Here is a 21421-nt window from a genome sequence, read left to right on the forward strand (position 1 = left end):
AGGTTATTTCCCGAAGGAAATAACCCCGCTCGACTTGCATGTATTAGGCACGCCGCCAGCGTTCATCCTGAGCCAGGATCAAACTCTCCAAAAAAGTTTGATTTGCTCTATCGAATCAACGAGGTCATGTTTCGCTCTTTAGTTTTCAAGGAACACTTTCTTTTATTCATTTCACCGCATCTCGCGGCGACAATGATTACTCTATCATAATTAAATATAGATGTCAACACTATTTTTAATAAAAATAGACTGCTTGTTGCCAAAGTTTCCGTTAAATGCTGGTGTTCCTTATCTTGTTTCTTCCATTCAAGCCAAAGTCGTTCAACTGGAAAAGGAAATTGGGTTAGTCAACAACCTCGCTATTTTTAATAAAAGGCCATTCACATTGCCTATGAAGCTCTTTTCATGATAAAATTTATTTGTTTTTATTTCAGGATTGCTTTATGATTATCGATGACCAAATGAGAATAAGGGGATCCAACCATGTCTTCAGAACGTAAACCTAAACTGGCTTTTCTCTTTGCCGGAAAATTAAACAAGATTCGCACATTTGCCCTTCTCTTGATCTTTTTGGGTATGTTAGTTATGTACATTGGGTTTCTCTTTCCCAGTCTGATGCAATTATTTTTTATTCTAGGAATGCTTTGGGTATTGGCTAGTGTTGGCATTTATTTCTGGACAGGCATGTTGTCCTTACAGTCATTGAAAGTAAATTGCCCTGTTTGTGGAAAGCATACGAAAGTTCTTGGAAGAAGAGATGAATGTATGCACTGTCGCAGTATCCTTTCCGTCGACCCATCTGATGCCCCAAATGCTTCAAAAGAAAAGACAAAGGGAAATGTGCCAGAAACAAATGAAGCAAACCAGTCATCCAAAGAATCCATTCATCCTGATCAAACGGAACCTGATCAAGAAGAGAAGTCAGTGAAATAAATCAATTACTCCAATCTCTTCGCTTCAAGAATAGACAAACGAAAGCCTCTCCATCTTGATAGCTTTCTCGTCAAACACTCATAAATGATTTCACTCCGCCTCCTCGTAGGGGAGGCTTTTTCTATCCGTTCTTTTTTTTAACATGGCTAATATAATGAAAATAAATATATCCTTTTGACAATCGAGCAAGAAATCAGTTATGAAGAAGGAAGAATGAAACTATAAGCTATTTCAAAACTTATATTCGTATGCAACTACGTATAAAAATAAGCGGAGTTTTTCCAAACGAGTGAATTACGAGCCCAGCGGAGAGACGGAAAGCGAAAGATTAAAAACGCGGGCAATGTCCACTTAAGCGGCAGCGTATTTTTCCCGCTTCTTAAGCTTCCGGCCTGAAGCGTCCCTGAGATACTTCCTTGCAGGGTGCTGCGGAACGAGTCGAAAAAACGGAACGGGTGCCCAAATTGATTTATAACTCTAGGGATTTTTGAAATGACTTCAAATCACTTGGCATGATAAAGTATCTTCCTGCATGAAAGGAGGCCCAGATTGTGAAACCGCACAATTTACTTGAAATGCTGGCCCAATCGGTTAAGCATAATCCTTGCAAAATTGCTCTAAAGTGGATACAAGATGGTTCAGAGCAACAAATGACTTACCAAAAATTATGGAATATCATTCGAGATTTTGCGATGGGCTTGGAAAAAATCGGAGTTCGGTCTGGAACGAAGGTTGCGATTTTCGCCAACAATGGTCCACGTTGGCTCATCTCAGATTTAGCCATCCTGAGCTTGGGAGCTATTTCCGTTCCAATTGCTCCAACTTTACCACCTGAACATGTTTTATCGATTCTAAAAGATGCAGAAGTCACCACGATCATTATAGAAAATCCAGAGCTATTCAACTCACTTACAAATCTTTCCCAATTAACCAAACATCAAATATTAATGGCTAAGCATAGCCAACAAGCGGCTTTGTCTTTTGAAACGGTCTTACAGATCGGACAAACCATTTCCTTTGAAGAAGAAGAATGGGTATACCATACCATTCAATCATCTGACCCTGCTACCCTGTTGTATCCAACCGATGCAAATGAACCCATTCGAGGAGCTTTACTTTCACATGGGCATATCCTGACCAATATCCAATCATCTAACCATGTGATTCCGATTTCGAACGAAGATCTCTCCCTTTCATTACTCACTTTTGCCCATCCTTTTTCAAGAATCATGGGATATTTTCGTGTTCTTTATCATGGTGCTACCATCATTTTTGCAAATCAAAGCGACAAGATCCTTCCTGCTTTCCAACAAGTTCAGCCTACAATTCTCGTCGGAACATCATCTTTATATGAAAGCATTAATAGAGAATTTCAATCAGAAATCGAACAAGCATCCTGGATTAGAAAGAAACGTCTGGAGTGGGCCATTCGTACTGTCAAAGAATACTACAAAATGAGTCATGGAATTTATAACTGGCCAATACATTCTCGGCTTGCCAAAAAATATGGGATTGCGAAATGGCTTATTTTATCCAAATGGAAAGAAAAAGTCAGTCGCAATCTCCGAATCATGCTCTCAACAGGTATTCCTCTACCGGAAGAAATATGTCAATTTTTCACATACATAGGAATCCCTCTCATTGAATCATATAGCCTTTCAGAGTGTACCGCTATGGTTGCCTGTAATCATCTATCTCAAATACGACCGGGTACCGCAGGAACAGCCATCCCCGGAGTGGATCTTCGGTTAGCTTCTGATGGAGAGCTGTTGGTGAAAAGTCCAAGTACGATGATGGGTTATTACAATCAACCAGAAGAAACGGCCAAAAAAATAGTGAATGGTTGGGTTTATACTGGCCAGTTAGCTGAAATTGATGCAAATGGATATCTCCGAATTCTTGGCCAGAAATGAATTCTTCCCTCCGCTCTATGCTTGGAGGTAAGTTCTTCTAAAACAATCGGAATTAAATTACAGGGACTGACCGGAAATGGTATCTTTCCCCAAAAATAGCCCGTATCACTTGATTGTGATACGGGTCAGCTTGTTGACAAAAATTCCGTTATATGCCGGATTTGTAAACAAACCCTCATATTGCCAATCAGAACCATCAGGGGGTGTAAAAGGTGTTCTGTTTTCTAAAAAGCGGAGGGATGGGTTTCTTCCTCTGTACCATCACAGTTACTCCGTAAGCACAGTTACTCCGTAAGGAACCCATCCCGAAGCACTGGAGAAACGTATCCATATTTTCAGGATAGGATAATTTCGGTCATTTTTATGTTATTTTGAGCTTAGGTGAGGATTGAAAATTCTGCTTTTGAGTCATCCCCTGTTTGATCTTATGACTTCAGTTTGACTGCCGTTCCTGTAGCGATACAGGTTAACATTTCCCCTCGAACCGCTTCAAAATCCAAGCTCACTCCTATAACCGCATCGGCTCCCAATTTCTGCGCTCGCTCTGTCAACACCTGAATGGCTACATCTTTTGCTTCCGCAAACTTTCCTTCAAACTGTCCACTTCGTCCGCCGATCACATCGGTAATGGTCGCCAATATATCACGAAAAATATTGGCTCCCATAATCGCTTCGCCACTTACAATCCCCAAATAGTCTTCAATCTCTTTTCCTTGAACATAATGAGTGGTAGTAATAATCAAAACAGATTCCTCCATCCAAGATAGAAGCTTTTGAATCTATACTGGTTATATCAAACCAAGCTTAATCTTTATTAAATGGAACTTAAATTCAATCTAAACTCTTATTTCAACTTTAAGTATTTGTATTTATTAAAAATCTATTCATTGCAAATAAAAAAGACGCCTTCACCCATCACGGTAGTGATAAGCAAAAAGCGCCAAACTTAATTCTTATACTCCATTTTTCGTTGGCATTCCGGGCAAATACCGTACAACTCCATACGGTGGGAATCAACCATATAACCCGTCCGATTTGAAGCTTCTTCCTCGACTGCCAATAACGGAGGATAGTCAAAATCCGTAATCTTTCCACATTGCTTACAGATCACATGATAATGTTCAGTCATATTCGCATCAAAACGGCTCGATGCATCTCCATATGTTAACTCTCGAACTAATCCAGCTTCCTTAAACAGGCGCAGATTGTTATACACAGTAGCCACACTCATATTTGGAAAATTACTTTCCAATGCCTTGTAAATTTCATCCGCTGTTGGATGACTCATGGTAGAAAATAAAAAATTTAAAATGGCGTGGCGTTGCGGAGTCATACGAACCCCATTGTGTTTGAGCGTTTCTATGGCCGCAGATAAGCGGGAATTTACCATAGACTCCACCTCACTAAGTCATCACTCAAATGATAACGATTATCTTTTAATAATATATATAATTAGTCTACGATGATCCCCAAAGTTTGTCAATGAAAAGCATAGAGGAACAGGAATCGGTACACAAGAACACTAAAATTATTTTACCCGTCTGCTTTTTTTTGATCACATAAAAAAATAATAAAATAAAATGACGATATCGACAAATAGAAGATGAAAATTCACTGCAGATGGATTGATCTCTAACGAAAAAAACATTTAAAGATTATACATGAATCCCCCCTCGATTTCGATCCTTTGATGAAACAAAACCCGGACACATAGGAATGTCCGAGTCTTTTTTATTTCGCTTTTTTCACTTGTTTTCCATACCAACAGTAAGGCAATAAATGACAGATGGTGCATTTCGGATTGCGCGCACTGCACACCCTACGCCCATGCCAAATAATCCGATGATGCGTATCACTCCACTCTGCACGTGGAACCTTTTTCATCAACTGTTGTTCGGTTTCAAGCGGGGTTTTGCTATTTGCCAGTGCAAGGCGATTGGCAACGCGGTGTACATGTGTATCCACCGCCAATGCTGGAATCCCAAATGCATTACTTAATACAACATTGGCCGTTTTTCTGCCCACTCCTGGCAATTTTTCCAATTGCTCACGTTGTTGAGGAACTTGTCCACCATATTGTTCGACTAGAATGCGACACGTTTTCAAGATGTTTTTACTCTTGTTCCGAAACAGACCCAATCCCCGAATATGTTCAGCAAGTTCTTCCTCTGTCAGTTGAAGGAATGATTCCGGTGTTGGATATTTTTGAAACAAGCCTTCAGTCACTTTGTTCACTTGTCGATCCGTTGACTGGGCTGACAGAATGGTTGCAATCAACAGTTCAAATGGGTTGCGAAAGTTTAACTCACAATGAGCATCCGGATACATTTGCGCAAGTGTGTCCAGTATTTTGCGTGTGGGTACACGCTTCGGTTTCTCCTCCACCCTGGTTTCCCTCCTGTTTCATCCTGACCTCCTGACCATTTTTCTTGCCTCAATGATTAATTCTTCACTGCGATGATCAAAAGGCGCCCGATAAAATGTACCATAACGCTGTTCAATTTTAAAACCGCATACAGCAAGGAGATGGCTCAATTCAGTTGGAAAGGTGTATCGAATTCGCATATCCGTTTTGATCCGGGCCAATGATCTTCCCTGTCCGTCAAAATGTTCGATATACCGAATAATATAGGCAGTCTGATGAAAGGAGTCCAATTCGGTATAATCGTATACTTCCACTTCTTCCAACCCACCAGGAACAGGAAATGATCCACGAAATGCATACTTCCCATCAATCTCGATGAGTTGATCCAGATGTGGAACAAAAATATTGAAGGCCAGTAAGCCATCATCCGTAAGATGCCGATGAATCCGTTTTAAAGTAGCCAGTTGATCTTGGACCGTAAGTAAATGAGTAAAGGAGCGATAAGGAATGATAATCAATGGAAAAGTGCGTCCATCGAGATCAAATTGAGCCATATTGGCTTCAACCCACTCCACTTGATGTGCCAGCCCAAAATCTTGTGCTTTTTGTTGGGCCCTCTCCAGCATTTTGGCTGAAATATCAAGTCCTACCACTGGAATTCCTTCTCGGGCAATCGCCAAAGTACAGCGTCCTGTTCCACATCCCAATTCCAATACGGGGCCCCCTGAGCGTTTTGCCAGTTCAACATAATAAACGACATCATGATCCAAACCCGTTGATGTCCAATCATAGTAGTCTGGCCAATCATACATTGAATTGTGCTCCATCTCTCTCCCCCTAACTCTTTAGGTTAGCTGTTCACGAATAAACTCCAACGCTTCTTTTACATGGTCTTTTACTTTCACTTTACGATAGATTTTTCGTACAATCCCCTCTTGATCAATGATAAAAGTGGACCGTTCAATCCCCATGAATTTTTTTCCGTACATCTTCTTTTCCTTCCATACTCCATACTGCTCACATACATGACCATTCTCATCACTTAAAAGCAAAAAAGGCAACTCGTATTTATTGATAAATTTTTCATGGGAAGCAATCGGATCCCGGCTTACACCTAAGATGACTGCATTCAAACCGGTGAATTCCCCATAATAATCCCGAAAATCACAAGCCTCTGTTGTACAACCAGGTGTCATATCTTTCGGGTAAAAATACAATACCACATGCTTGCCACGAAAATCGGAAAGAGATACATTTTCTCCGTTCGATGCAGGCAAAGTAAAATCAATGGCAGGTTGCCCTTCTTGAATCATGTGCCCATCCTCCTAATCCAAATCATCGATCGTTCATCATTTAATATGTACAAAAATCACAGCATTGAGTAAAGTGTATCATGCTGAAAGCAAGAAAGGTAGAATCCGTTTTTCAAGTAAAGCACCCATTCACTTTACGATTCCGTGAGGAGTTGGAGCCATGGACATGGAGTCTACTCATTTCAAAGATCTCCTAAAGATTATCTCTCTGGTCGAGGTATACGCGGTATTTCGGGAATGGGTACTTGTGGTTCCGGAACTCTAGGTGGTGTTGGTGGTTGCGGTGGTGTTGGTGGCTGTGGTGGTGTTGGTGGCTGCGGTGGTGGAACGGGCTGTCTTGTCGGTGGTGCTTCAGGTACTTGGACAAGGTTTAATGTCGTTCCAACATTGACAGAACCGGCACTGGATACGGAATTGATATGAATGATACGGATTTGGATGTTAATCATCATTTTACCCTCTAAACAGTCTTCTTCTTAGATTGATCGATTACATCTGGATCAATATAAACGTTTCTCTCCAGATCAATGTTGCGGGCAAAATCTCCAATTGGAGAGGATCCGCCTAATGATTTCGTCACGCTCTCTGCTCCAATATTAAGCGTATTTCCGAAATTCACTGAAGCTGAACTGGCGACACTGTTGATTTTTACGCTAAAAATGTTATTAATCGTTCCCATTTTTATCTACTCCCTATTTGGACTCGTATTGCTTCAGCTTTTACTCGTGAATTTTAATTTTTTGCTTCGTATCTGACTTCAGCTTCGGAATACGAATCTCCAGCACCCCTTTACGATAACGGGCAAAAGGCTGCTTGTTTGAAACCATTGTTCCCAAAGGAATCACCTTTTGAAAGGAACCTTTCATCCGCTCATTCAATAACACTTGATAGGCTTGATAGGGGGAAGTCACTGCTCCCTTAATGACCAGCTTATCCCCCTCAATCTGTACATCGATGGATTTAATATCTTCAATACCTGGTAGATCAATGACTGCAATCACTTCGGTTTTTGTATGATAAACATCCGCATTAGGCAGAGTCGTGTTATTCTTCACACTGATCATTTCCTCAAAAAAATCGTCACCTAAAAACATCCGTGCTAACTGATTCCAACGTTCCATGCCATCCCAAAGTTTTGACATAGAAACCACTCCCTATGTCCAGTTTCCCAAAGTATATGCAACTTGGGCTTCTATGGTTACAGCTGGCATGTTTGACCAAATCTATCATATACATGAATCAAAAAGGAGGAGCCATATTGCTGGAACAATTGTGGCATCGATTAAACAGGCTAGAAAAAAAAATATCCCTGCTTAAAAAAGAGAATCAAGAACTAAAGGAAAAAATTGAACAGATTCAACCATTAAAAATAGAAAAGATTGAATATAAAATCAATGAGCTGAAAGTGGAGACCTTAAGCGGAACATTAAATGTCGGTTTAACAGCAGTAGCAGATAAAAAAAGCATGAAAAAATTAATGGATCAAATGATAGAAAAACAACAAGATCAGAGTGAAAATGAAATAAGTCATGGTCAAATGAACGATGATCAAAAGACATCCCCCGATGACCAAGACTCCCTATACTAGTCGAGATGTGAAATCCAAAATGAAAAATGGTTAAAACAGCAAGATCAGAACAAGCACATTTCTATATTTTTATTGTTATTATATAGAAAAATTTAATTATGAAAAAATGCTACACCTACATACCCGAAGACTGATCTGTTACGTCATTATCCAAGTAGATGTTTTCCTTCCCATTAATAAAAAGATGTCCATCTCCTTCTGGGAACGAAACACCAACAAAGACCCTTCGACTATCAGGATGAATATTAATGGAGTTTCCTGTGTTTACTGTTGAGGATGTATGCATACGAGAAATACTTAGGTTAAATAAAAAATTTTTATTTGTCATACACCATTCCACCTTTACTTGATGTTAATATCATATTCGTGAAATTCATGTGTGTGCCTTGTTCCAAAAAAAGAAAGAGTTGGATCATTTTTCTGATTTCAACCCGTTTCAGAAGAAATGATCCCACATGAGAAAAGAGGGGCCCTTTTCCAGTTAGGCGATTTTTGACCAGGAAAAGCAACCCCCGCTCCAAAACGGAATATATGCTCACGATCCATCCTAATTGCCTGCTCCACGATAATGGCGGATGCCCACATTCCAGATCATCACACCGATCCCTAAAAAAACCATCCCTACGATCGGTGTCAGGAAGGCATACCACTGCCAATTGGCTTTATCCAATAAGTAACTGGCCGGATAAAAGCCAACAAACGCAAATGGCAGGATCCATGTCAGCACAAACTGAATCACCCGATGATAGATATTCACTGGATAGCGTCCATAATTACCAATGTTATACATAATCGGTTGGATATCTGATTTGGAATCGGTAAATAAACTGATGCTCGTCAGTGAAATAAAAATCCCAGCATAAATAGCCACGCCGCCCAACGTAAATAAGATGAACCAAATGGGATCATACCAAGTCCATGTCAGATTCAAATCAGTCATCGCCCAACCCATCACAATTAAACCTGTAATGACCCCTATCAATGATTCAGGAGTCATCGTTTCCATGATCACTTGAACCAGACTATGCACAGGGCGGGTGAGCACACGATCCAATTCTCCACGAATGATATAGCGTTCATTGAAATCCCACAAGTTAAAAAAAGCAACGAAAATCGACCAAGGGATCAAAAAATACCCATAGATAAAAATAACTTCAGCCTGACTCCAACCGTTCAGGTTATTGGTATGACCAAAGACAACGAGAATAAAGACCAAATTTATCGCCTGAAACAGAAAGTCTGTCACAAACTGGGCAACAAAATCCCAACGGTAAGCAAGACGAACCTTCATATACTGCTTGAGATACTCCATATATAGCCGCAGATGAAACATAATCAACCCCCTTGCACTACCAATATTTTTCTTGCTTTTCGCCAAATGGCCTGGATCGGAATGCATAATAGTACACACCATGCCGCTTGGATCATGAGCGCATGCATAAATTCGGTTCCACCCAATCCTTTTACCAGTACCATACTGGGTAAGTAGCTAATCGCCTGGAAAGGAAGATAGTTCAAAACGATTTGAGCCCACTCGGGGTAAAAAGAAATGGGAATAAACAATCCAGATAATAAATCGACCATCACTCGCTTTGCTCGAATCAGACCCTGGTTATTGAGAACAAAAAATGCAAGGAGTCCCGTGATGAGGTTAATCTCGACATTGACAATAAACCCCAACAACAAACTAAGAGCAAACTTTAACCATACTACTCCCGGATCAGGCAGATGAATTGGAAAGATAAGTGAAACCACAACCATACCTGGAATGCTAAATAAAAGCAAACGAAAAATTCCTTCACCAAACCCTTGAAATACTTTTACCAATAAATAGTGATAAGGACGGATCAGCTGAATGGCTACTGTCCCATCTCGAATTTCCTGTGCAATCTCACGATCCAAATTGTTAAAATAAAAAGCACGTGCCATCCAGGAAATGGAAATATATGTGGCCATTTGTACAGCAGATAGCCCTTGTAAACTCTGATTGCTTCCATAAATGGCCATCCACAAAAAATAATAAACCCCTATATTCAAACTATAAATGACGATCCCACTATAATAATTGACCCGATACGCCAACATCATTAAAAAGCGGATTCGAATCACTTCCAAATAAGCACTAAGCAACGGGGATCCCCTCCTGATAAATCTTGCGAACTATTTCTTCTGTCGTTGCTTCTTCTATTTGCATCTCCATAATCGGCATATCTTGCACCAAACGGGACAATAAATCGGATACCCCGTCTCCCTGCTCCAAATAAGCAATATACTGACGAGGCGATCGACTTTCCCAATGAACCGAAAGGTCAGCAGTTCGTTTTTGCAATTCATCCAGTGAAATTTCCTTCTCCATCTCCAGAAGAACCTTTCGTCCTCCACCCCATACTTTTTTCAATTGGGTTAAACTTCCATCATAGATGATTTTCCCCTTATCCAACATAATCACACGGGAGCATAATGCTTCGATATCGGATATATCATGGGTCGTTAACAAAATGGTCGTCCCTAGCTCTTTATTGATCTCCCGCAAAAACTGGCGAATATTTTCCTTTACCAATACATCCAATCCGATGGTCGGTTCATCTAAAAAGAGTAATTTTGGCTTGTGCAAAAGAGAAGCTGCCAGCTCACAGCGCATTCGCTGCCCCAAGCTCAATTTCCGTACAGGCTGATCCAATAGCTTTTCAATTTCCAGGATTTCGATCATTCGTCCCAAATGCTGTTTATACTCCTGATCAGGAATTTGATAGACTTTCTGCAACAACCGGAATGACTCCTGTACGGCAATATCCCACCATAGTTGACTTCTCTGACCAAAGACAACCCCAATGGTTTTTACAAATTGTTCTCTTTGTTTATGGGGATCAAAGCCATTGACCTTCAGTTCCCCACTGGTTGGTTGCAAAATTCCTGTCAACATCTTAATGGTTGTCGATTTCCCTGCACCATTTTCACCGATATACCCAACCATTTCCCCTGCTTCGATTTCTATATTGATACCGTCCACTGCTCGAATCGTACGATATTGTCGATTGAGCAAATCACGAAACGCCCCCAGCAGACCAGGCCGACTTTGATAGACTTTAAATTCTTTTGTCAATTCTTTTGCATCAATCGCTAACATTTATCTTCACCTCTAATCCTTCACCTTTACAGTAAAAAAAGCATTCCTAGCAAAGGAATGCCATCCATCTATATTTTAATCCAGTTTACATTTTAATCCAATTGCCGTTTGAGGAAACTCTCTAATTTTGCTTGCAAGCGATGGAAATTCTTCACTTCTTCTTCTGCAATATCAAATTGAACAAGGCGCTCATCCAAGTCCAGTGCCTCTTCCATGGAGCTCATCAAATCCACAGGTTTACGATCCACCTGCATCAAAACACTCACTTCTTTTTCATGCGGCTGGAAAACGAAGGCCAACTGATCCATTAATCGTTCATATTGTCCCAGTGGCTTAAGCTTAAACACTTGTACAAATGGGTTTCGTGAATGGAATTGCTCAAAGTCGAAATCCACTTGATAAAGTCGAAAACCAATCGCTTCGGTTGCAAGTAAAATCTGATCAATCAGTGGGTGAGGAAGTATCTCAACTCCGTCCAGGTCAGTTGGATCAATGGCTTTTTTAATATCCAAGCCCGTTTTCAGATAGATGGGGGAACCTCCTGTAGAAACCGGTGTATCATAAGGCAACTGAAATTGGAAAGGAATAATCTGCGTTTCATGCGCCCCGATGACAAACCGGTCTGATAACCGAAATTCATCAATAACATATTCTGCCTGTGTTCCTTCATGGTGGTATTGTACCACGAGGTAAAGATAAATTTCATCAATTTCTTGATCCGTATTACCGCCTTGAATATGAATTTCTCCCAAAACCTGTTCTCCCTGGCGATAGGTTGATTTCTCCAAACGTGTATCTACTTTTGCAGCACCGATTCCAAGACTAGCCAGTGCTTTTTCAAACATAAAGTATCCTCCCAAAACAATTTTTATCCATTTTTCCGATGAAGAAGTTCTTGTATTTTTAGAAGAGGATCCCCTTGGCAAGGTTGATCATTGATCCGTAACGTTTCGCTCGGCTTTTGATGCTTCCAACAAAAAGAATAACTGATTATGTCACCTGACCGATAGATCTCAAAATGAACTGCCATTTCTTCCTCCGTATAATCAAAGAACACATGCAGTTGATCCAAAACACCATGATAGCGACCTGTTGGTCGAAACTCAAAAACTTGTACAAAGGGGTAAGGCTGTCTGCCCGATACATATCGATTAACGATACTGTACAAAACAAACCCGGCGTCTTCGATATCTTTTAATATTTTTTGTACCAACGGTTTTGGTATCACATCAATTCGATCCTGGTCTTGTGGATCCAGAGCCATCTTGATATCTAAACCTGTTCTTAAATAGATGGGAAATCTGCCTGTGGACATAGGCAGTTCCATCGGCAATTTGATCGACAGCGGCAATGTCTTTTCTTCATGCGGAGAAATCAATATTTTCCTGGCTATGTAATACTTTGCACAAATATGCCGGACATTCTTTCCATCTTTTAGATATTCGGCAATTAACTCTAGATAGATATCTTCTATTTGTTGATCAGCATCCCCACCACGGATCACAATTTCCCCTTTTACCTGCTCTCCAGGAAAAAAAGGTCGATCCTCCAGCCTTGTATCCACCTTCGCTGAACCGAATCCCAAACTGGCTAGCCACTTTTTCATCACAACGGATTCATCCCCTCTCTATAAGCAAGGCACTTCACTGGTTTTGCGGGGATTTATTTGCATTCATATATTTATCATATTCTTCAAACTGTCTGGCCAGACGCGCATGTTGTTCATTAATCCGTTGAACCGTTTCATAGTCGAGTGCAGACTTTGCTACCTCTACCTTTTCTTGCGGTTCTACTGCTTTCTCTTGAGCCGGTTCATCCTGTACTTCTACTTGAGGCTCAGTCACATCCAAGTCTTTTTCCTGAACAGTTACATTTTCTTCCAGATGTGGATGATACGAACCAGCAACGGATGATTCTGACTCTTCAACAGAGACAGCTTCCTCTTCCTTCACTTGTGTCACGGGTTGTGTATCTTCCAGACTGGATCCAGAGCCAAATGAAAATGAGCCAAACATTTTCTCCAATTCGCGTTGCTGCATAGCCAGACGCTCTTGTTTGCGACGTTCAAACTCCAAACGCTGTTGTTCCAATAACTCTTTTTGCTGCTCTTCAAATTCTCTTACCAATCGTTCTAACAGCTCTTTTTTACGCTGTTCAAAGGCTCTTCTTTCCTCTTCAAGCCGTTCTTTCATTTTTCTTTCCCATTCCAGCTGCTCTCGTTTAATCAGCTCCTGCTTGAGCCTTTCTTTTTGCATCCGCTCAAACTCTTCTTTTTGCTTACGTAACAATTCTTGTTCCTGCCGTTCAAGGTCTTGACGTTGCCTTTCAAGGAGCTCTTGTTTTCGCTGTTCAAACTCTCTTCGATACGTTTCCATCAGGTCTTTTTCTTGCTGTTCGAGCTGTTTTCTTAACTCTTCCAAACGTTCCCGTTCTTTACGCTCCAACTCCTCACGAATCGCTTGTAGTGGAAGACGAAATTCTGTCTTCTGACTTAATTCTTCAATATTAATCTTTTGTGGATCAAGCGATAAGCCTGGCTTTTTCTCTAATACAGGCTTTTCTTCAATCGTCTGTTTTTCCTGAACAGCGCTCTTTTCTTCTTTCAGCCATTCATCCGCATTGCGAATAATGGTTTTGTCCATATCGATTTTCTGAACCAATTTTCTTTCCGTTTTTGGCATGGTAAACGCTGGTCTGGCTACTGTTCCCAAATCCAATTTCATGGCTGACTGCCGATGGCTATCAATTAAAGATGGAGCAGGAGCGATCTTTGCAGGCTTCGCACTCTTTTGTTCCACACTGTCAATTAAGGTGCGAACAAGTTCAACCTGATAATTGTTCATCGCTTTTTCCAGGAAACGCACAAGTGTCTGAGACAGATTCAAATCATTGATCGCTTGCTTTACATTGTCTTGTGGGAACTTGCCTTTCAACAAGCTAATAAAAAAAGTCCCCCAGTCGATTGAAGGTTCATATGCAGTAACCTGCTCTACCCCGCAGAAAATGACTTTTAATTTTCCTTCACTCGTAATCCCGATATTACGCGGATCTTTCAATAAATACATGGGTAAATTGTAATTTTTGAGATGCTGTTCCAAATCTACCAACTGTTTGGCCCAGGATAAAAACTGTTCTTCATCGATGCCCTTTTTTGCTACATAATGTGGCAAGGGCTGAATGGCGTAATAAGGGCGCACGGATACAATATATTGGCCTTCTGTATATACTTCCTGATAAGCCATCACCAATGGATGATCCAGCGACAGATACTGCTGAATAGCACGTGGTGGCGCTTGTCTTGCGAGTTTGGCTGATTGCAGATAAAATCTTTTTCCCTCATATTGGGCAATCGCTAATTCTCCTTCAAAAAAAGGAACTACTTTTTCTACTGCATAACGACCTCTATATTTCTCACCATTACGAAAACAAGACACCTTTGCTCGCCTCCATCTATTCAAAATAAAAATAAAGTTTATCATAAATCCTTAAAAAAGCAAACGTATCCAAATTAAGAATATCACAAGAATAAAGAGCGAAACAACAAAAATAGCCTGACATTCTGATCGCCGTATTATGTACAATGATATTTGAACTGGAAAAAAGGAGGTTGTTTCATTGAACATCCAAAAATCGGAAAGTTTATATCAAGAAGCATTGGATGTAATCGTAGGTGGAGTAAACAGCCCGTCTCGCTCGTTTCGTGCGGTGGGTGGTGGCGCACCTATTTTTATGAAAAAAGCAAAAGGGGCATACTTTTGGGATGAGGATGGCAATCGATACATTGACTATCTTGCCGCATTTGGTCCGATTATCCTAGGTCATGCTCATCCGGCTGTTCATGAAGCCATCGTTGAGGCATCGATGAATGGCGTACTTTACGGCACACCAACCGAAAAAGAAGTTCGTTTTGCCCAAATGCTTCGTGAAGCCATCCCTTCGATGGAACAAATCCGTTTTGTGAACAGTGGTACAGAAGCCGTTATGACAACCATCCGACTGGCTCGGGCTTATACAGGCCGAGACAAAATATTGAAATTTGCCGGATGCTATCATGGACATTCCGATCTTGTCCTGGTTGCAGCAGGCTCTGGGCCTTCCACCCTGGGTATACCTGACAGTGCTGGTATCCCACAAAGCATCGCCCAAGAAGTTATTACCATTCCTTATAATGATATAAACGCATTGGAAGAGGCATTAAATCACTGGGGAAATCAAATTGCTGCTGTCTTGGTAGAACCTCTTGTCGGTAACTTTGGGATCGTCCCACCAGTACCTGGCTTCCTGGAAAAAGTGAATGAACTCGTTCATCAAGCTGGTGGACTGGTGATTTATGACGAAGTTATTACTGGTTTTCGTTTCCATTATGGCGGAATCCAAACTATTTTTGGCGTTGAACCTGATCTCACAGCCCTTGGCAAGATTATTGGTGGTGGTTTGCCGATTGGTGCCTATGGCGGCCGCAAAGAAATAATGGATAAAGTTGCCCCAATGGGCCCTATGTATCAGGCTGGAACAATGGCAGGTAACCCTCTATCCATTTCTGCGGGTATGGCTTGTCTCCAAGCATTGTCAAAACCGGGCTTATATGAAGAATTATCCCGTAAAGGGAAACGGCTTGCTGATGCGATTGTAAAGTTGGCTGATGAATACCGTTTATCGGTTACGGTCAATCAGTACGGAGGAGCCCTTACTGTTTATTTCACAGATCAACCTGTTGTGGACTACGCCAGCGCTCAAGCTACTGATGGGGAAAGGTTTGCCCAGTTCTTCAGATTGATGCTTGAGCAAGGGATCTATCTTGCTCCTTCCAAATATGAAGCATGGTTTATTACAACTGCACATAGTGAACAAGACGTTGATGAAACCATAAGAGCCGTAGACCATGCCTTTAGCCAAATGAGCAATAAGAGGTGAGCACATTTGAATTCCTTTGACAGCTTATATGAACAAATCGGCGGTGCCAAAAAGGTTCGAGAATTGGTAGAAGCCTTTTATGCTCGCGTTCAAGCTCATCCTCTCTTAAAACCGATTTTTCCCGAAGATATTCAACCTGTGATGGAAAAACAGTATTTATTCCTTACTCAATTTTTAGGTGGCCCTCCTCTTTATACAGAAAAGCATGGACATCCCATGTTGAGGGCACGCCATTTACCTTTTCCGATTACACCTTCCCGTGCCAATGCCTGGTTGGAATGCATGCATCAAGCCCTAGATGAAGCAGGGATCACAGGTGAAGCTCGCGATCAAATCTGGGCCCGGGTGGTGATGGCCGCCCATCACATGATCAATCAACCCGAGGACTGAAACCCATAAAGGAGGCTAGGCTGTTTGCTTAACCTCCTTTATATAGCTGTACAAAAAACAAAAATGCATATATATGCATGATAGTGTTTATACCCGTTTACCCGGATACACAAAAAACCAACTATCAACAAGATATTTGACTAAGTAAGTAAAATAGTATATACTACTTTTAACGCATAAAAATACAAATATTTATATTCATATTATTTATTCTAGAAAAATATTCTCTGAAATCCATCCTTTTTTCCAAACATTCAATACAAAGTCTCCCTGTCTATTTTTATATTCCTCGGAGGTGAAGATTCCATGTCTGTTCCGTTCAAAAAAGCGGATTTAGGGCGTTTTCGTCATTTAACAGCAGCTGAACACGATAGTTGTGGTATTATTGCTACCATTGAAAAAGATGGTATACCCAAACGGGCCAATATCCTTGACACCATTCACGCTTTAATTAAAATGGAGCACCGTTCAGGCTTTATTCATGATGAAGGGGACGGCTGTGGAATCTTGACAGACCTCCCACGCGATCTATGGGCTAAATATTTATCCCAAAACCAGCTTGCTCGTGATTATGCTTATCAATCTTTGTTTGCTGTTGCACATATTTTTTTAAGAAAGCAGATTGCCAATAAAGAGGAAATTCAAGCACAAATTCGAAACACTATCCAAAAGTATGGTCTTACCATTCTACTTGAAAGACTGGATCAAGTGAATTCCTCTGTTCTCGGCAAAAATGGCAAAAAAGATGAACCCCATTTTTGGCAAATCGCTTGTTTGGCTGAATCTGAAGAAAATTTATCTCGACGTCTATTCAATCTGGTCGTTGAACTTGAAGAGAAATTTCCAGTTCAAGTTGCTTCTTTCAGCAATCAAACTGTTATTTATAAAGTGATGGGTGCTGCCCATTTATTAACGAAATATTTTGATGATTTGTCCGATGCAGACTTTAAAACAATTGCCACGATTGGCCATAATCGTTATTCAACCAATACAGCATCCAGTTTCTTTCGGGTACAACCATTTTCCCTTTTAGGGCATAATGGAGAAATCAACACCGTACGTAAACTGCGTGATGAAGCAATGATGATTGGGACACCGCTTGCAGAGAACAGCAGTGACTCCCAAGATTTGAATCGTTTACTTGAAACATTGATTCATCACTACGACTTTACTTTACTGGAAGCCATTGAAATGGTATTTCCCCCTGTCATTCATGAATTAAAACTTCTTCCAGATGAACTGAAAGATTTATATAGTTACTATCGTCAGGTTTGGGGTCCCTTTGTTCAAGGGCCTGTCGCTCTTGTTTCACGCTACGAAAATGAATGTGCTTTCCACGTTGATGCGCTTGGTTTGCGTCCATTATGGCTGGTTGAAAGCGAACGTTGCTATTTCTTCTCTTCAGAACAAGGAATTATTTCAGTAGCAGAAATGGTTAGCGAGCCAAAACCGCTTGCCCCAGGTGAAACCATTGGTGTCCAACTGTTGCCACAGGCACGATTACTCGAACATCATGAAGTCCAACAGATGGTGCTGGAAAGAGCCAAACTACGATTTGATTTCACGGATTATAAAGAATTTTTGACAGAAATAAAAGGGGAAGGCTCTTCTCAGAAAGTAGACGTACCTGTAACTGATGCGCAATATGCTGCTTTTGGCTGGGACCGTGAGTATGTACAAATGGTGGAACAAATGGCTCAAGTGGGTGTTGATCCCATTCGTTCACTCGGTTACGACGGGCCGCTTGCCGCTCTTTCAAGAGTGAGACAAAACCTTGCTGATTATATCAAAGAAAGTGTAGCAGTTGTCACAAACCCTGCGATCGACCGCGAAAGAGAGATGGAACATTTCTCTACCCGTATCGTTTTGGGAAGCCGGCCATCCCTCAACACAAAAGTGGACCATGAAAAAAACGCCAGACTTGAACTTCCCTCCCCCATCTTGATCGAAGGCAAACAAGCACAAGCGGTTTGTAAGCAATTCTCTACCCTTTCTTTTGAAGAAGTGGTTGCCTTTTTTGAAAAACAGGAAAAACAAGTTCGTCTGCCACTTTTTTACTCTCGAAGCAAACGAATCACGGAGGCCTTGGCCGAACTAGAACAACAAGCTATTCAGGCTGCACAAAATGGAAAATCCTTTATTTTGCTTGATGATGAAGGTGTCCATGAGCAGGATCAACTCTTTCTCGATCCTCACTTGGCCATTTCCAAAGTGGATCAAGCATTAAAAAAAGCTTCCAATTCTACAGGTGAAAATCTTCGCCGACAAGCAAGCATTGTGGTTCGCTCCGGTGCAATGCGGAATCTGCATGATATTGCTATTGCTATTGGATTGGGAGCAGATGCAATTTCTCCTTATCTCATGTTTGAAACTTTAATTGGTAAAGAAAACAAAAACGCAAGCAACTTATATCAAGCGATCAATAAAGGTCTGGAGAAAATCATTTCCACGATTGGTATTCATGAATTGCGTGGATATGCCCGACTTTTCTCCTCCATCGGCCTACATCCCGAAATCTCCGATGTGCTGGACATCGTCAATTATTGCGGTTCCGAAAAAGCGGGATTATCCTGGACAGACCTGGAAAAAGATGCAGAAGAACGTTACAACGAGTACCATAGCGCCAAAGCGAAACCCATTCGTACCTTCCACCTCTGGCCACGCATTTGGAAATCCATCAGTCAGGTTGCTTCTGGTGCGATTCCTTATGAAGAATTTGCACAAAAGCTTGAGGATCTGGAGAAAACCAATCCTGTTTCCTTGCGTCATGTGGCCGATTTGGTTACACAAGAACACTCCTCAGTCCGCCCTGAAGAAGTGGATCTCAGCATTGGTGACCATGATCTCCCATTGGTTATTAGCTCCATGTCATTTGGTTCACAAAACGAAGTCGCCTTCCGTGCCTATGCCGAAGCAGCAGATCGCCTGAATATGATCAGCCTGAACGGTGAGGGCGGAGAGATTAAAGACATGTTGGGTAAATACCCCAAAACACGTGGTCATCAGATTGCTTCAGGACGATTCGGGGTGAATGTTGAACTGGCCAACTCTGCAAATATCCTGGAAATCAAAATCGGTCAGGGCGCAAAACCGGGTGAAGGTGGGCACTTGCCAGGGAAAAAAGTTTCAGCCAAAGTAGCCGCAGCACGTAACGCCACACCCGGAAGTGACTTGATTTCACCATCCAACAACCATGATATCTACTCGATCGAAGATCTGGCACAAATCATCACCGAGCTAAAAACCGTCAACCGTCATGCCAAAGTCATCGTAAAAGTACCCGTGGTACCAAATATCGGAACGATTGCCGTCGGTATTGCCAAGGCCGGAGCCGATATTATCACACTGAGCGGTTTTGATGGCGGAACAGGTGCTGCACGTGTTCACGCTCTCCAGCATGTTGGATTGCCTGCAGAAATCGGAGTGAAAGCTGCACATAATGCCTTAATCGAAGCAGGCTTGCGAAATCAGGTTGAACTGTGGGCAGACGGTGGTCTCCGAAGCGCAATGGACGTGATCAAATTAATGCTTCTTGGAGCCAATCGAATCGGTTTCGGAACTTTAGCAATGCTGGCAATAGGGTGTACGACTTGTCGTGGATGTCATCTTGATACGTGCCATGTTGGTATCGCTACACAAATTGAGTCAATTGAGGAAGCACAGGCACATGGATTGCGCCGTTTTGTCCCTCGTGACTTTGACCAGGCAGTCTCCGGACTGATCCGTCTCTTTACAGCCATCGGTGAAGAAATGAAGAAATTGGTCGCACAACTTGGATTCAAACGGGCCCAGGATTTGGTCGGTCGCTCAGATCTCCTCAAGCAAACAAGAGAACAGGAACGGATCGATCTGAGTGATCTATTGGATGTTCTTTCTCATGAATGGAAACAAGAAGCGATCGAAGACAAAAAAGTAAAAGTGCTGGCAGGGACCAAGGCAGCTGAAGAAAATGCTGAAGTTATGTCTTTCCACGACCATCAACCGATTGTCCAGACATTTACCGGCGTCAACAGTGCTGATCGTGTATTAATCAGTGATATGGCAGGGGATCGTGTTCGTCACCGTTTGGATGGAAGTTACCGTTCCTTGCCCAAAATCTCCTATACCTTCACGGCAGGCTCCGTACCTGGTAATGGCTTCGCTTCTTTCCACGCGGACGGTATTCAGGCAACCGTATATGGCGGCGCACAGGATGGCGTAGCAAAAATGGCATTTGGCGGACGTGTGGCCATTATGAAAGCTCCAGGCAAACATAGACAATGGATTAATGGATCCGTTGGAAAAGGATTTTGTTACGGAGCACAAAAAGGGCTCTTTATCGTCCAGGGAAATGCCGACTCCCGCGCTGGTATTCGTCTTTCTGGAGCTGATATCATCATCGCTGGCGAAATCACCGAACCGTTACGTGATGATCTCGGATTAATCGGCAACCGTGCCAATATTAAAGGTTTTGCTTTTGAATATATGACCGATGGACGGGCAGTTGTGCTTGGTGACCCAGGTCCCTGGATTTGTTCAGGTATGACAGGCGGTGTCGTCTATCTTCGTTTACAGCCCGAAATGGGGTTGGATGAATCCGCAATTCGTCGCCGGATCGCCAAGGCGGCAAAAGTAACATTGGAGCCTTTAAGCAGCAAAGGTATTTCCGATCTAACTGAGTTATTGGGGGCTTATCACGAAGAATTGATCCAAGCTGGCCAAACCAAACAGGCAGAGAAAATAGAGTCTTTGCTTCAAAACCTGGAAAAGCATTTTATTCAGGTAATTCCGGTCAAACAGCAAGCGGATCCATCGATTTCTACCGAGTAGTATTCATTTTGCTCCTGATTCCCCAGGTGGGATCAGGAGCTTTTTTCTTACCAAAAAAATAAAGAATGG

At 41.8% G+C, this 21421-nt stretch carries 21 protein-coding genes and 1 rRNA gene; 6 read left to right on the top strand and 16 right to left on the bottom strand.

Annotated features, from left to right (window positions below):
• Positions 1 to 94, bottom strand: a 16S ribosomal RNA gene (locus BMZ78_RS00005); the annotation flags it as partial.
• Positions 95 to 483: 389 nt separating this feature from the next.
• Between BMZ78_RS00005 and BMZ78_RS00010 the strand changes: the two genes are divergently transcribed.
• Together BMZ78_RS00010 and BMZ78_RS00015 are read left to right on the top strand one after the other, a co-directional pair.
• Positions 484 to 933 carry a DUF2614 family zinc ribbon-containing protein gene (locus tag BMZ78_RS00010; RefSeq protein ID WP_093226899.1) on the top strand — a complete coding sequence of 150 codons (450 nt, stop codon included), beginning with the start codon at positions 484 to 486 and terminating at the stop codon, positions 931 to 933.
• A 551-nt stretch (positions 934 to 1484) separates the two neighbouring features.
• On the top strand, positions 1485 to 2846 hold the full coding sequence (locus BMZ78_RS00015; RefSeq protein WP_093226901.1) for an AMP-dependent synthetase/ligase: 1362 nt from the start codon (positions 1485 to 1487) through the stop codon (positions 2844 to 2846).
• Between the two features lie 425 nt (positions 2847 to 3271).
• Here the strand turns inward: BMZ78_RS00015 and BMZ78_RS00020 are convergent, their stop codons facing one another.
• From BMZ78_RS00020 to BMZ78_RS00055, 8 genes are all read right to left on the bottom strand, one after another.
• Entirely contained in the window at positions 3272 to 3589 is a 318-nt protein-coding gene (locus BMZ78_RS00020; protein ID WP_093226903.1) for a YbjQ family protein, read from the bottom strand.
• 203 nt (positions 3590 to 3792) lie between these two features.
• Positions 3793 to 4236 carry a Fur family transcriptional regulator gene (locus BMZ78_RS00025; protein WP_093226905.1) on the bottom strand — a complete coding sequence of 148 codons (444 nt, stop codon included), beginning with the start codon at positions 4234 to 4236 and terminating at the stop codon, positions 3793 to 3795.
• Positions 4237 to 4577: 341 nt separating this feature from the next.
• Complete coding sequence (gene nth, locus BMZ78_RS00030) at positions 4578 to 5231, bottom strand: endonuclease III (protein WP_093226907.1); 654 nt, start codon at positions 5229 to 5231, stop codon at positions 4578 to 4580.
• 18 nt (positions 5232 to 5249) lie between these two features.
• A complete protein-coding gene (locus tag BMZ78_RS00035) occupies positions 5250 to 6038 on the bottom strand; it encodes a class I SAM-dependent methyltransferase (protein ID WP_093226909.1) in 789 nt (262 codons plus the stop codon).
• A gap of 18 nt (positions 6039 to 6056) precedes the next feature.
• A complete protein-coding gene (bcp, locus tag BMZ78_RS00040; protein WP_093226911.1) occupies positions 6057 to 6524 on the bottom strand; it encodes a thioredoxin-dependent thiol peroxidase in 468 nt (155 codons plus the stop codon).
• Between the two features lie 200 nt (positions 6525 to 6724).
• Complete coding sequence (locus tag BMZ78_RS18975; protein ID WP_217644974.1) at positions 6725 to 6976, bottom strand: hypothetical protein; 252 nt, start codon at positions 6974 to 6976, stop codon at positions 6725 to 6727.
• A gap of 8 nt (positions 6977 to 6984) precedes the next feature.
• Complete coding sequence (locus tag BMZ78_RS00050; RefSeq protein ID WP_093226912.1) at positions 6985 to 7203, bottom strand: spore germination protein; 219 nt, start codon at positions 7201 to 7203, stop codon at positions 6985 to 6987.
• Between the two features lie 40 nt (positions 7204 to 7243).
• Positions 7244 to 7666: an Hsp20/alpha crystallin family protein gene (locus tag BMZ78_RS00055; RefSeq protein WP_093226914.1), complete on the bottom strand. Its 423-nt coding sequence runs from the start codon at positions 7664 to 7666 to the stop codon at positions 7244 to 7246.
• A gap of 116 nt (positions 7667 to 7782) precedes the next feature.
• On the opposite strand from BMZ78_RS00055, the gene gerPC reads away from it, so the two are divergent.
• Complete coding sequence (gene gerPC / locus BMZ78_RS00060; RefSeq protein WP_175482209.1) at positions 7783 to 8112, top strand: spore germination protein GerPC; 330 nt, start codon at positions 7783 to 7785, stop codon at positions 8110 to 8112.
• Positions 8113 to 8227: 115 nt separating this feature from the next.
• Here gerPC and BMZ78_RS00065 read toward each other — a convergent pair whose 3' ends face one another.
• The 7 genes from BMZ78_RS00065 to BMZ78_RS00100 all read right to left on the bottom strand — a co-directional run bounded on the left by BMZ78_RS00065 (position 8228) and on the right by BMZ78_RS00100 (position 14673).
• Complete coding sequence (locus BMZ78_RS00065; RefSeq protein WP_093226917.1) at positions 8228 to 8440, bottom strand: spore germination protein; 213 nt, start codon at positions 8438 to 8440, stop codon at positions 8228 to 8230.
• Between the two features lie 219 nt (positions 8441 to 8659).
• The gene (locus BMZ78_RS00075) at positions 8660 to 9445 is read right to left on the bottom strand and encodes an ABC transporter permease (RefSeq protein ID WP_093226921.1); all 786 of its coding nucleotides are present in this window, start codon (positions 9443 to 9445) and stop codon (positions 8660 to 8662) included.
• 2 nt (positions 9446 to 9447) lie between these two features.
• Positions 9448 to 10200, bottom strand: a complete 753-nt coding sequence (locus BMZ78_RS00080; RefSeq protein WP_175482245.1) for an ABC transporter permease — start codon at positions 10198 to 10200, stop codon at positions 9448 to 9450.
• A 34-nt stretch (positions 10201 to 10234) separates the two neighbouring features.
• Positions 10235 to 11239 carry an ABC transporter ATP-binding protein gene (locus BMZ78_RS00085; protein ID WP_093226924.1) on the bottom strand — a complete coding sequence of 335 codons (1005 nt, stop codon included), beginning with the start codon at positions 11237 to 11239 and terminating at the stop codon, positions 10235 to 10237.
• Between the two features lie 92 nt (positions 11240 to 11331).
• Positions 11332 to 12084, bottom strand: coding sequence for a sporulation protein (locus tag BMZ78_RS00090; RefSeq protein ID WP_093226925.1), 753 nt, complete (start codon positions 12082 to 12084; stop codon positions 11332 to 11334).
• Positions 12085 to 12107: 23 nt separating this feature from the next.
• On the bottom strand, positions 12108 to 12845 hold the full coding sequence (locus BMZ78_RS00095; RefSeq protein WP_093226927.1) for a sporulation protein: 738 nt from the start codon (positions 12843 to 12845) through the stop codon (positions 12108 to 12110).
• 37 nt (positions 12846 to 12882) lie between these two features.
• Positions 12883 to 14673: a hypothetical protein gene (locus BMZ78_RS00100; RefSeq protein WP_093226929.1), complete on the bottom strand. Its 1791-nt coding sequence runs from the start codon at positions 14671 to 14673 to the stop codon at positions 12883 to 12885.
• A 181-nt stretch (positions 14674 to 14854) separates the two neighbouring features.
• Between BMZ78_RS00100 and BMZ78_RS00105 the strand changes: the two genes are divergently transcribed.
• From BMZ78_RS00105 to BMZ78_RS00115, 3 genes are all read left to right on the top strand, one after another.
• Positions 14855 to 16153: a glutamate-1-semialdehyde 2,1-aminomutase gene (locus BMZ78_RS00105; RefSeq protein ID WP_093226930.1), complete on the top strand. Its 1299-nt coding sequence runs from the start codon at positions 14855 to 14857 to the stop codon at positions 16151 to 16153.
• Between the two features lie 6 nt (positions 16154 to 16159).
• Complete coding sequence (locus BMZ78_RS00110; protein WP_093226932.1) at positions 16160 to 16543, top strand: globin domain-containing protein; 384 nt, start codon at positions 16160 to 16162, stop codon at positions 16541 to 16543.
• 306 nt (positions 16544 to 16849) lie between these two features.
• On the top strand, positions 16850 to 21352 hold the full coding sequence (locus BMZ78_RS00115) for a glutamate synthase-related protein (RefSeq protein WP_093226934.1): 4503 nt from the start codon (positions 16850 to 16852) through the stop codon (positions 21350 to 21352).
• The last annotated feature ends 69 nt before the right edge of the window (positions 21353 to 21421 follow it).

The organism is Thermoflavimicrobium dichotomicum (genome assembly GCF_900114055.1).
Classification (GTDB): domain Bacteria; phylum Bacillota; class Bacilli; order Thermoactinomycetales; family Thermoactinomycetaceae; genus Thermoflavimicrobium; species Thermoflavimicrobium dichotomicum.

Excerpts from the sequence above, each read along its gene's own strand:
- BMZ78_RS00010 (WP_093226899.1), top strand. The coding sequence starts at position 484 with ATGTCTTCAGAACGTAAACCTAAACTGGCTTTTCTCTTTGCCGGAAAA.
- BMZ78_RS00025 (WP_093226905.1), bottom strand. The coding sequence starts at position 4,236 with ATGGTAAATTCCCGCTTATCTGCGGCCATAGAAACGCTCAAACACAAT.
- BMZ78_RS00035 (WP_093226909.1), bottom strand. The coding sequence starts at position 6,038 with ATGGAGCACAATTCAATGTATGATTGGCCAGACTACTATGATTGGACA.
- bcp (WP_093226911.1), bottom strand. The coding sequence starts at position 6,524 with ATGATTCAAGAAGGGCAACCTGCCATTGATTTTACTTTGCCTGCATCG.
- BMZ78_RS18975 (WP_217644974.1), bottom strand. The coding sequence starts at position 6,976 with ATGATGATTAACATCCAAATCCGTATCATTCATATCAATTCCGTATCC.
- BMZ78_RS00050 (WP_093226912.1), bottom strand. The coding sequence starts at position 7,203 with ATGGGAACGATTAATAACATTTTTAGCGTAAAAATCAACAGTGTCGCC.
- BMZ78_RS00055 (WP_093226914.1), bottom strand. The coding sequence starts at position 7,666 with ATGTCAAAACTTTGGGATGGCATGGAACGTTGGAATCAGTTAGCACGG.
- BMZ78_RS00065 (WP_093226917.1), bottom strand. The coding sequence starts at position 8,440 with ATGACAAATAAAAATTTTTTATTTAACCTAAGTATTTCTCGTATGCAT.
- BMZ78_RS00075 (WP_093226921.1), bottom strand. The coding sequence starts at position 9,445 with ATGTTTCATCTGCGGCTATATATGGAGTATCTCAAGCAGTATATGAAG.
- BMZ78_RS00080 (WP_175482245.1), bottom strand. The coding sequence starts at position 10,200 with ATGATGTTGGCGTATCGGGTCAATTATTATAGTGGGATCGTCATTTAT.
- BMZ78_RS00085 (WP_093226924.1), bottom strand. The coding sequence starts at position 11,239 with ATGTTAGCGATTGATGCAAAAGAATTGACAAAAGAATTTAAAGTCTAT.
- BMZ78_RS00090 (WP_093226925.1), bottom strand. The coding sequence starts at position 12,084 with ATGTTTGAAAAAGCACTGGCTAGTCTTGGAATCGGTGCTGCAAAAGTA.
- BMZ78_RS00095 (WP_093226927.1), bottom strand. The coding sequence starts at position 12,845 with ATGAAAAAGTGGCTAGCCAGTTTGGGATTCGGTTCAGCGAAGGTGGAT.
- BMZ78_RS00115 (WP_093226934.1), top strand. The coding sequence starts at position 16,850 with ATGTCTGTTCCGTTCAAAAAAGCGGATTTAGGGCGTTTTCGTCATTTA.